Origin of the sequence: Oscillatoria sp. FACHB-1407, assembly GCF_014697545.1 — a bacterium.
Taxonomy (GTDB): Bacteria; Cyanobacteriota; Cyanobacteriia; order Elainellales; family Elainellaceae; genus FACHB-1407.
In genome coordinates, this window is sequence record NZ_JACJSA010000003.1 from 25,606 (window position 1) to 36,295 (window position 10,690).

Below are 10,690 nucleotides of genomic sequence, written 5' to 3' on the forward strand. Positions count from 1 at the left end.
TACCGATCTAATGTTTGATCGTGGCCGATCACTGGGTAGGGGCGTTTCGCGAAACGCCCTTACTGAATCATGTGCAGCGAAGCCAATTCAAATTGGTATAAGATGCTCGCACGGGTTGAAACGATCTGCCTGAAGGGAGTGTGGGCGTCTCGCTCATGTCTGCTTCAAGACAATCATCTCACTATTCAGCAAATGCTTCGCCCTTACAGAGGTTAGAGAGATTCCCTTGGTGCGGTAGCGATGCCTCGTTTTCGCAGGTTTGCCTCTAGCTCTCTGACAAACTCCATATCGGTGTCTGGTAAGGGGAAATCCAGTAGATTGGTAGTTTGTTGTGGGTCGGAGTTCGGTTTTAGAAAAGCGAATGCTCGACGAAATTCTTCTGGAGTTGCGGGAATAGGGGCATCGAAGTGGCAGGGGATGATGTGCCGAAAGTTCCACTGGGCAACTCGATCTACCCAGGCGAGAACGGTTCGGGGGGCTTGTGGCAGGATTAGGGTTTGCAGGATGGGGGCTACAAACGGTCGTCCATTTCCGCGTAGTGCCTCAAAGGATTGTTGCCAGTCGTCTTGCCAGCGAAATGGAAAAAAGCCGAAGTAGGCTCTGGGCGATCGCTCTGGTGCCTTGAACCCATCCCGGAGGGTTTCCTTCAATTCTGTGGTCTTTAATGCGTAGGGACGAAAGTAAGTCGCAAACAGCGAAATTCGTTGCCACCCGTTGCGGCGATGGTCAGGCGTGTCTTCAATTGGCTCTAGAGCACTGTCTCTGGCGTGAAACAGCAGAGGATAGGGGTCGAGTTGGGCGATCGCGGGAGGTTCCTCAGGTACCGAGAGAATCGAATCAGTCAGCAACAAAGTGTGCGATCGCCTGTGGAATACGGCAACTTCTGCAAAGGAACCGCGTCCTAAGTTAAAGTCGAGAATTTCATAGTCGAATTCGTCGCTAAAGGGAGCCTGGCGACTGTCGAGGGGCAAAACCTGGGTGCGATCGCGAGGAAACCCCAACCACGGTAACGGCAAGTTCAGGGGAAAACTCCACTGATTAGGGGCTACAAATACCTGAGCGTGGGGAAACTGTTGGGCAAACGGTCCGACAAAGACCTTGTGCTCCAGACCAGAGGACGTTGGCAGAATGATATAGCGCACCTCGCCATGCGCTGCCACCAACTCATTCACCAGACGAATGCATTCAGGAGTGGGCGCGACTGGAGCATACACCAGCAACCCCCCGCTATCCAGGCGAATCACGGTCATCCGGATGGGCACAACTGCGTAGAGAATGCCGTGTAACTGATCAAATGTCCACACGGTTCCAGGGATAACCTCCGTTCGCAGTGTCCGTCGCTTGCGATAGGGATACAGGGGCAAGGCAAACCAGAATCGCCAAGCCCAATCTTGAGGATGAGTATCTGAAGGTACCCTTCCCCCGGTAGGGGATAGCTCCACTAAATCGTTAGATCTGGTCATGGTATCACTCGGTGAAAGCCCTTCTCCCAGTCTCCAATAAGACCTTGCTGAACTGAATTTTGAGCCAACGAAATTTAGATAACGTAACCCATGAGAACTGGCTCTATCGGATTATGTTCACCCTGAACTCCGTACTTCAGTTATTATTTTTTACTTTTTACGGCAATTTATCATTTGTATTACTGAGGATTACTGAAAAATTTTATTGAAATTCCTCACGTCATCTCAAACTATTCTCATCCTCTAGTGATAGCGGTTTTCTCTCTTGTGGTAGTCCTTTTCACTTCAGCAGATTGATAACTTGGGAATAACAGAATGAACGAAGTTAAAACGCTCTGTTACATCTCAAGTTTCACTAGTTGGAGAAATAACAATGAATATTTTGGCTTGGATTGTATTAGGTTTGATCGCTGGTGCGATCGCAAAAGCGATCTATCCCGGTAATCAGGGCGGTGGAATTCTCGGAACCCTGATCCTCGGTATCATCGGTGCTTTCGTGGGTGGTTCTGTTTACAACTTGTTGACCACTGGTTCGCTATCCCTGACTGCTGCTGGACTGAGCATTGGCGGTATTGTTGTAGCGGTTATCGGTGCCATCATCGCATTGGCTATCTACTACGCATTTACTCGTCGTAGTGCTACTTACTAAATCTTAAGTTTGACTCCTTTCGAGCCTTCTCCTATGGCGGAGGAGGCTTTTACGTATGTGGGGAGTGGGGAGTGGGGAGTAGGGTGCTGTTAGCGCAGCGTAACGCACCCTCTGAAAAGAATGAAAAATATAGCTCTGGTTCAGCGTGAATGGCGATTGTGAAAGGCAGCGATCGCTGTGTGCAGTGTGAAATAAATGTGCTCAGCAGAGGTGCCCGTGAGAAAGTGCGATCGCTTCAATTGAGCATAGAGATCTTGTTTGACCCGTGCCATCCCAAAGGTGATGCCCCTGCTCAATAGTTCACTGCGAAACTCTTCTAACATGTCAATCGCCGTAATATCGATTTCGGCAATGGCTTCAGTACTCAACACAAACCATTCCACAGGGGTTGTCTCTGCGGCGATCGCCGCCAGTGCCCGTCGCTTAAAGTCTTCCGCATTCGCAAAACAGAGGGGTGCATCGTAGCGATAGAGCACCAACCCCGGAATCGTCTTTGCGCCCTGCCAGTCTTCGATGTCGTGCAATCCAGGTAGATCAGGCACTTCACCCAATACCGCATCATGGGGACGGGTAATGCGGGCGAATAAATCGATTACGGATAGCCCAACGGCAACGCCGACTCCTACTAAGATATCGGTCGCTAAAACCCCAGTCGTTGTGACTAACGCCAGGGCAAACTCACTGCGACGAAATTGCCATAACCTCCGGAATTCTCCGACTTCAATTAACCGAGTCGCCGCATAAATCACGATCGCCCCCAGTGCTGCTTTGGGAAACAACGCCAGCAAAGGACGCAGGAACAGGAGCACCGCCAGAATGACGACCAGTGCCACCAGCGAAAATACCTGAGTTTTGCTGCCCAGGGCATCCCCAATCACCGTGCGACTGCCGCTACTGCTAATGGGAAATCCCTGCATTAACCCATTCCCCAGGTTTGCTGCGCCCAATGCCAGCAATTCCTGGTTGGCATCGAGGGTGTAGTGGTTACGGGCAGCAAAGGCTCTTGCGGTCAACACGTTGTCCGAATAGCCCACGATCGCAATTCCCAGAGCCGAAGCAACGAGTGGCATTACCTGCTGCACAGCGAGCGTTGGGAGTGCGAAATGAGGTAATCCGGCGGGAATTTGTCCGACCACGGCAACACCCTGTTGATCTAGATGAAACAGAGCCACCGCCGTAGTCGCAAGCAACACCGCTAACAAGGGGCCGGGCGCATTGGGAAAGCGGCGTTGAACGGTGAGGAGAAACAGGAGAACCAACACCGATACGATCGCCGTCATCCAATGCAGTTGATTCAGGCTGGTCAACCACTCCCACACTTCGCCAAACAGCGTATCAGAGGCGATCGCCATGCCACTGACTTTGCCCAACTGACTGGCGATCATAATCACGGCTACCCCTGCCATATAGCCGATCAAGATTGGTTTTGACAGAAGGTTCGCAAGAAAGCCGAGTCGCGCCATAGAGCCGACGATACACAACACGCCCACCATGAACGCCAACAGTGACGCAAGGCTGGCATAGTTGCTACCACTCGTGGTGACCAGAGGGGCGATCGCCGCTGCGGTCATGACTGCCGTGGTGGACTCCGGTCCTACCGACAACTGCGGTGAGGAACCTAACAGCGTGTACAGAACCATCGGCGGTAAAATTGCCCACAAGCCCACGATTGGATCAACCCCTGCCAACTCGCCGTATGCCATACACTGTGGGATCAAGTAGGCTGCAACGGTGATCCCGGCTAAGAGATCACCGCGTAACCACGATCGCTGATACGATCGCAGACGTTTCACACCCGGCAGAGAAAACCACCCGATGTGATGTTTTGACTCGTATGCCACAATCCACCTCGCCCCTTAGATTAAGAGAGGAATGTAGATAGTTTAAGGTAAAATTAAGTAGCCTAGACTACAGTTGAGGCACGATTTGTCAGGGGTGACCTGGCGATCGCTAAATTGACCCCTTCACCAGATTTATAATCCTGGCAAATTGGAGTGGCGTTACGTGATGAGGCGGCATTACCTGATGAGAGGGTTTCGATGCGGATTGGGGAATGGAGTCTCCCCGTGATTGCATTCCCATCAGTAGATAGAGAGCAAAGGTAATGACCACAGCTTGCAGCAGTTTTCTTGGCATTGCTCGTCCTCCTGATGAATTGGGAGATTACCAAACTAAACCACTGCGATGGGATACCACTTCACCCGTCTGACTCCCCCTTTTGGGCGATCGTAGAAAAAAGAGGGAATAGGGAGTGGGGTGTGGTGAATTGGATTCGCGTCTATCGGGTCGAAGTCCATGAAGGTGGACTCGACGCATCATGGTTCTCTATAACCTGCGTCAGCAGGGTTTGCTCCTATAGCTGCGATTTCAATATCACGATTTAGTCGAAGATTGGGGCGATCGCTCCGGTTCTTCAACGTCCGTTACCTCTTCAGTTGAATTGGCGGGACATGGTGGAGCCAATGCCTTACGAGTTAAGCGAGTGGTGTAAAGTGCAGCCCCGATCGCCAACAGCAATCCAGCCAGTTGGAGTGCGATTTTTCCAGGTGTCACCTCACTGCTTAACAATGAAGCTCCAAACGACCCCAGATAGACATAGAGGGCAATCACAGGCAACATGCCCAACCAGGAAAAGAAGCAATACTGCCAAAAATTCACCCTGGTGCAGCTAAAGCCATAATTCAGCACGTTAGAGGGAACGAGGGGAGATAGGCGCGTCAACAACAAAATCTTCCAGCCTTTTTGACCAACCGCGTGATCAAGTTGTGCCAGAGTAGGGTGATTGCTGAGCCACTTTTTAATGCGTTGACGGGCAACGCCGCGCCCAATCAAAAAACAAGCGATCGCCCCCAGTGTATCGGCGATCGACACAGCAATTATTCCGTTCACCATGCCGAATAAGGTGCCTGCCACTAAAATCAGCAGAATATTGGGTAACCCCAAAACAGTCGCTATCAGATAGAGCAAGATAAAAACCGGAATGGCGACCAGATCGAGTGGAGCAAGCCAGTTCTTAACTGCCAAAAACCACTGCTCTAGGGGAATCGTACTACCCAAACCGACCAGCAGGGCAACGCCCAACACGAGCACCCAAAAACGTTTACGACGTAACCAATTCATAGAGGATAGGGGAATAGCGAGTGGGCAGTATGGAGTGGGGACAATACAAAGCCCTCACCAACCCTCCTGCTCAGGAAGAAGGGAGCCTTTGAAGAGTCCCTTGCTGCCTGTGGGAGAGGATTTAGGGTGAGGGTACAGACTAATTGGAACGTGAATTCGAGATAAGGATTTTGGCGGTTAAAACCGCCGCTATCGGAGCAAAACCGACCTGCGTCGGTTTGTCAAACCTTGATTTTCCGGAGTCCACGTCGGCGGACTTGGCTCTAGTAGCCGCGAATTCATTCGCCGGGCTCTTAAACCGAACGGACGTTAATTGGAGATAGTCATACCGATTTAAGGTTTGATTGTGGCAAATCAATGGGTAGGGGCGTTTCGCGAAACGCCCTTACGGAATCATGTGCAGCGAAGCCAATTCAAATTGGTATCAATTGGCTAAAACAACGCTAACGAGATCCACTGCGTGTCGTGACATTGGGATCCGTATGACGGGCAGGCTCTTCACGCTTAGGTAAAAGCCCTGCCAATCCAGCCAGACCTAACAAGCCCAACCAACTCCAATCACTGTCGTCTTCTGTTTGCAAGGTATCGGTAGTTGTTCCAGTTGCGTCATAGGGAGCAGTCGTTGTTCCAGTGGTGCCGCCAGTCGTGCCCCCAGTCGTTCCACCTGTGGTTCCCGTGGTGCCACCCGTTGTACCGCCAGTGGTTCCAGTCGTGCCCCCGGTTGTTCCACCAGTGGTTCCCGTGGTGCCCCCGGTTGTTCCACCAGTGGTTCCAGTGGTTCCCGTGGTTCCCGTGGTTCCCCCGGTTGTTCCACCAGTTGTTCCCGTGGTTCCCGTGGTTCCCCCGGTTGTGCCGCCAGTGGTTCCCGTGGTGCCGCCAGTGGTTCCACCTGTTGTACCACCAGTAGCATCTCCCGCAGCCCCGCCAGTGATTCCACCTGTGGTGCTTGTACCGCCAGTCGTACCACCTGTTGTTCCAGTGGTTCCCGTGGTGCCGCCAGTGGTGCCGCCCGTCGTACCCCCGGTTGTGCCGCCCGTCGTACCGCCCGTCGTACCGCCAGTAGCTCCGTCACCCGTTGCGCCACCCGTTGTGCTTGTTCCCCCTGTGGTGCCTGCTGTTCCCCCTGTGGTGCTAGAAGTACCAGAAGTTGCAGTCACAGGTAAAGCCAGTGCTAGGGTTGTGAAGCCGACCGCGAAGACGTTTAACCACACCTGTTTAGATAAATTTGAAAGCTTCATGGTGATCGTTCCTTGATGTCTTAGATGTTTTACAAATTTCGGTTTTCAGATTTAAGAAGTCTCAGGAAATTTTGAGACATTGATGGATGTTATTGGTGAATGCTGTTGAAATGATTTGCACAGCCTTTTGAGCGAGCACCTACTTGGTGTTGCTACTAATCGACGTCTCGCTGTGCTTTTCCCTTACCCTACCCTTCTTCTAAGCAGGATAGGCAATGGAGAACGGTTCTACTTCTACCGTGGGCATAGATTCGCGCAATTCAAGATAAAGTTTTACGGCATAAGATGCCGTCATGCGCTCAGTTATCAGGACGGGAAGCAGCTTGAGCTAATGGAGATTCATCGTAGTGTTGCAACAGGTCAGCCGGATCGTTGTAAATGGCGATCGCCCCTTTGAGTTGTTCTTCCTGAAAGCCCCCACACCGCATGGCAATAACAGGGACACCTGCTTTGGCTGCGGACTCAATATCGTAGGGTGTATCACCTAACATCACGACTTCATCAGGGGCAAAGTTGCCTTTGTTGAGGGCAGCTTCGACGATATCGGGGGCAGGCTTTGATGCCTCTGTGTCACTGGATGTAGTTGCATCTTGAATCAGGTCATCCACCTGTGCTGCTTTCAGGAGTGCTCCCAGTTCTTCGTTTGAGGCTGAACTCGCAACCACCAATTTCAGCCCTGACTCCTGCATTTTTTGCAGTAGCTCTCGTGATCCGTTAGCCGGAGCAAGTTGGGGTACAAACTTTTCGAGAACCAACTGCTTGCGATAAGCACTGATTTCTTTTCCTGTTCCTTCCTCATCATTTAGACCGGGGACTAATTGAGGCATGATGCGATCGCCCCCCATACCAATCATGCCGCGAACAGTCTCGAAATCAATGTCATATCCAAATTTGGCAAACGCCTCTACCCAGGCTTGGGCGTGAGCATCGTTGCTTAAGACGAGCGTTCCATCCACATCTAACAACAAACCTTGCAACGCCACTTTTATTCACTCCGGAGTCGAAACTTTTCTTTAAAAGTGGCAGTAATGTTGTAGTTAATTCATCACTCTAGAAGTAGAAGCTCTGTAAGTTTTGAGTGTTAGTTGTGAGGTGTAATGTGTGAGATGGAGTGCGATCGTCCAGAGAAAAATTCAAGCATTCTAGAAAAATTTTTGTAGATTACTTGTGACTGAGAAAAGCTTGCATGACTCAGTTCAGAATTTAGTTCATAAACCAGTTCATAAGAAAAATAGTCATTTTTTCTAATTCAAATTAGTCTTATGCCTGCCTTGAGTTAGAGGTTGACTAGCAGCCGAGCCACTATTGTTGAGTGACAAATTTTTGAACCTAACTTCTGTTGGAATAGCACTCATGAAAAACCCAGGAAATAACCAGCCCGCTTACTTTTCACAATATCTATCACTGGCACCTGTTTTGGCGGTGGTGTCGGTTTCCGTCGCCTTTTCACTCTGGTTGATCATTAATGCCTTTTTTCCGGATCTCCTATTTCACCCAATGCCGTAAAAGTTAAAAGTTGCCGACCCAATCTTGAGCAGGAATGACATGCCATTTCATCGACATGTTTCCTGTTCCTAAAGATTAGACGGGGGCGAATGGCAGTTCGCCCCACAACTCATCCCGATTCAGACGATTCAGACGCCCGTCGAGCCAAAGCCCCCTTCGCCTCTAGAGGTTGACTCTAACTCTTCAACCGCTTGCACCGTCACAGGATAAACAGGTTTGATGACCATTTGCGCAATTTTCATGCCGATCGCAACGTGAAAAGGGGCTTTGCCATGGTTAATCAGAATCACTCCCACTTCCCCCCGGTACCCCTCATCAATAGTGCCGGGGGTATTTAGAACCGTCACTTGATGCTTGAGGGCTAACCCGCTTCGAGGTCTGACCTGAGCCTCCGTGCAAGGGGGCAATTGGATGCTTAGCCCCGTGGGAATGAGGGCACTGCCTCCTGGTTCAATGAGTGTGTCAACGGTCGAGAATAAATCTAAGCCTGCGTCTCCGGGATGGGCATAGTGGGGCAAGCGGGCATTTTCGTTGAGTAGCTTAACTTTTAAAGTCAGATCCATCGGTGATGGGGGAATGGGAGTTGGGTCAATCGTCCATCGTCAACGGTTCGTCGTCAGTTGTCAATTCTTATCACTGACCTGTTTCTCTTGAATCGCTTTGGATAAAGAGTATAGCCGTAGCCACATTCGGGGGCGGTGGTGAGTCAGAAGGCTTCCCCAGGGTAGTGCCCTGGAGGGAAGGATGGTGAGAGGGTGTGAGATTGCGAAATGCCCTCGCTCATACCCTCTCACGGTCGCTCTCTTAGTTCCCATCCTTTCCTAAATAACGTCAGTTCGGTTTAGGAGCCCGGCGAATGAATTCGCAGCTACTAGAGCGAAGTCCGCCGACGCGGACTCCGGAAGATGCAGGATTTGACGAACCGACGCAGGTCGGTTTTGCTTCTATAGCGGCGGTTTTAACCGCCGAAATTCTGATCCCGAATTCACATTAAACACGTTAGATAGGACTACCCACTTATGGAGGTGCTTCCAATAGTTGCTCCAGGAGGCACCTTCACCGCTCCATTTCCAGGCAGGAGCCTGGAAACGAGGTTTAGGCTTGCTCCCCACTCCCTACTCCCCATTCCCTACTCCCGCCTTTAGAGGTTTATCCTGCTCATAACTAAAGTGCTCTGGTCGAGTCAGGGCAATCTCAGCTTTCTGCAATTCTGCGCCGAGATAAAGCGCGTGTTCGGGTTGCAGAGCAGGGCAATCAGCGGCAATTTGTCGATAAAGCTGTGTAGCAGATCGCCCAGAATAGCAGTTGATAGCTTCGCCTGAGCCAGGAGTAAGGTGTTCAACCAAAATCTCGTTCTGCTGAACCGCAATGGTGAAACTGCCAACCGGGTCGGCATAGTCTCGTTGCTGGCAGATTTTGGGGTATTGGGATTCAATCAGGCGATCGCTATTTTCCCAGCAGTCGTCATAAATATGAGCACTCTGGCTAACGGTAATCAATGGACCCAATGTGAGAGGGGTAGAGGTGCGAGTGCTGATCTCCTGTAGGATATGTTGCTGCAATGCTCGCAACCCCATCGCGTTAGCAACCCACGCCGAAAACATGTCATTACTCCGAAAGGTGGCAGTCAGCGAAAGTTCTCCATCCACCACTCGTACCCAGATGTGATTCAGACAGGGTGGACTGTCGCCTGCAACATGATCATTCACATCCCATAGAGACATTACGGCTCTGGCAGAGTTGAGATCAACCGATAGTTTCTCAATCACTTGTTGAATTTGGTCTTGCCCAAACCACGATCGCAAGCGTTGACCATAGGTATATTTCACGCCTTCTCGCAGGGGAGCGTCGTCCAAAATTTGGGAGATGTATTGTTGAATGAAGGGGCGATCGACCGGGAGGTAATTGGGTTCTGGAAAATAGAACCCATCTGGTTCGTCAGTGACGATCGCCACCAGATCAATCAATTCCTGCCAGTGTCCATCATAGGCAGTGGGGCGAATCGTCCCTGTTGTTTTGATGCGATGAATGATTTTGACCCAGGTTTCCGCAATGGTTTTGCCCTCAATACGGTGTCCATAGCGCACGCCCGGAAGCGTTGTTGGCGTTAACGGAGCTTGCGGAAAGGTGAGTGCAGTTCCCCAAGCGACAACTTCTCCTCGTGCGGCAAAGGTCTGTACCTGTTGTACTGCTTCAGCGATCGACTTTGCCTCACGCCATTCCAGCGACTGCCGCAACTGTTCCAACGCCTCCAGTGGAATCTCAATGTCGATGTAGCCTGTGATGGGCGACTGCACCACCCAACAGTCGCGTCCCGTGTCGGTTTTACCTGGCTTAACACCATTCCTCAAAAAGTCGAGTAAGCAGGTACACGCTCCAGCGTTTTGATCTTCCTTCGTAGCATTCAAAACCACTAGAAACCGCACCTGAGGATTAGCGAACAGATTGCGAAGCAACAGACTGATGCCACGAGTGGGGCTATACAGTTGCCCGATGACTCCATATTCGTGGGGGCGCAACTTTTTGGCGATCGCCCCTTTGACCGTCCATCCCGTGACAATGGCAGTCTGACCCGTTCCGCAAATCAGTTGATTAGGCTTGTACTTTGGCTGGTATTGTAGTGCTGCGCTTTGACCCGTCGCGACCATGAGGGATTCAACCGTGAGAAATTGAGGGGATTTAGATTAAAAGTTCATTATCTGTCACCTGGCGAT

General features: G+C 51.0%; 11 protein-coding genes. 3 read left to right on the top strand and 8 right to left on the bottom strand.

Annotated features, from left to right (window positions below):
• Nucleotides 1–212: 212 nt before the first annotated feature.
• Nucleotides 213–1,463: a DUF4336 domain-containing protein gene (locus H6G89_RS06085; protein WP_190504422.1), complete on the bottom strand. Its 1,251-nt coding sequence runs from the start codon at nucleotides 1,461–1,463 to the stop codon at nucleotides 213–215.
• A gap of 373 nt (nucleotides 1,464–1,836) precedes the next feature.
• Here H6G89_RS06085 and H6G89_RS06090 point away from each other — a divergent pair, with 373 nt between their 5' ends.
• Nucleotides 1,837–2,112, top strand: coding sequence for a GlsB/YeaQ/YmgE family stress response membrane protein (locus tag H6G89_RS06090; protein ID WP_190504423.1), 276 nt, complete (start codon nucleotides 1,837–1,839; stop codon nucleotides 2,110–2,112).
• A gap of 140 nt (nucleotides 2,113–2,252) precedes the next feature.
• Here the strand turns inward: H6G89_RS06090 and H6G89_RS06095 are convergent, their stop codons facing one another.
• The 5 genes from H6G89_RS06095 to H6G89_RS06115 form a co-directional block, all read right to left on the bottom strand.
• A complete protein-coding gene (locus tag H6G89_RS06095) occupies nucleotides 2,253–3,953 on the bottom strand; it encodes a solute carrier family 26 protein (RefSeq protein ID WP_190504424.1) in 1,701 nt (566 codons plus the stop codon).
• A 109-nt stretch (nucleotides 3,954–4,062) separates the two neighbouring features.
• Entirely contained in the window at nucleotides 4,063–4,248 is a 186-nt protein-coding gene (locus tag H6G89_RS06100) for a hypothetical protein (RefSeq protein WP_190504425.1), read from the bottom strand.
• Between the two features lie 237 nt (nucleotides 4,249–4,485).
• Nucleotides 4,486–5,232: a TVP38/TMEM64 family protein gene (locus tag H6G89_RS06105; RefSeq protein WP_190504426.1), complete on the bottom strand. Its 747-nt coding sequence runs from the start codon at nucleotides 5,230–5,232 to the stop codon at nucleotides 4,486–4,488.
• Nucleotides 5,233–5,675: 443 nt separating this feature from the next.
• Nucleotides 5,676–6,470 (bottom strand): WGxxGxxG-CTERM domain-containing protein, encoded by a 795-nt coding sequence (locus H6G89_RS06110; RefSeq protein ID WP_190504427.1) that lies wholly within the window; start codon nucleotides 6,468–6,470, stop codon nucleotides 5,676–5,678.
• A 299-nt stretch (nucleotides 6,471–6,769) separates the two neighbouring features.
• Entirely contained in the window at nucleotides 6,770–7,453 is a 684-nt protein-coding gene (locus H6G89_RS06115) for an HAD family hydrolase (protein WP_190504428.1), read from the bottom strand.
• Between the two features lie 370 nt (nucleotides 7,454–7,823).
• On the opposite strand from H6G89_RS06115, the gene H6G89_RS06120 reads away from it, so the two are divergent.
• A complete protein-coding gene (locus tag H6G89_RS06120; RefSeq protein ID WP_190504429.1) occupies nucleotides 7,824–7,976 on the top strand; it encodes a PsaJ protein in 153 nt (50 codons plus the stop codon).
• A 128-nt stretch (nucleotides 7,977–8,104) separates the two neighbouring features.
• Here H6G89_RS06120 and dut read toward each other — a convergent pair whose 3' ends face one another.
• On the bottom strand, nucleotides 8,105–8,533 hold the full coding sequence (gene dut, locus H6G89_RS06125) for a dUTP diphosphatase (protein WP_199336585.1): 429 nt from the start codon (nucleotides 8,531–8,533) through the stop codon (nucleotides 8,105–8,107).
• 299 nt (nucleotides 8,534–8,832) lie between these two features.
• Here dut and H6G89_RS06130 point away from each other — a divergent pair, with 299 nt between their 5' ends.
• Nucleotides 8,833–8,970, top strand: a complete 138-nt coding sequence (locus H6G89_RS06130; RefSeq protein ID WP_190504431.1) for a hypothetical protein — start codon at nucleotides 8,833–8,835, stop codon at nucleotides 8,968–8,970.
• A 121-nt stretch (nucleotides 8,971–9,091) separates the two neighbouring features.
• Here the strand turns inward: H6G89_RS06130 and H6G89_RS06135 are convergent, their stop codons facing one another.
• Nucleotides 9,092–10,624: a thymidylate synthase gene (locus H6G89_RS06135; protein WP_190504432.1), complete on the bottom strand. Its 1,533-nt coding sequence runs from the start codon at nucleotides 10,622–10,624 to the stop codon at nucleotides 9,092–9,094.
• Nucleotides 10,625–10,690 lie beyond the last annotated feature (66 nt).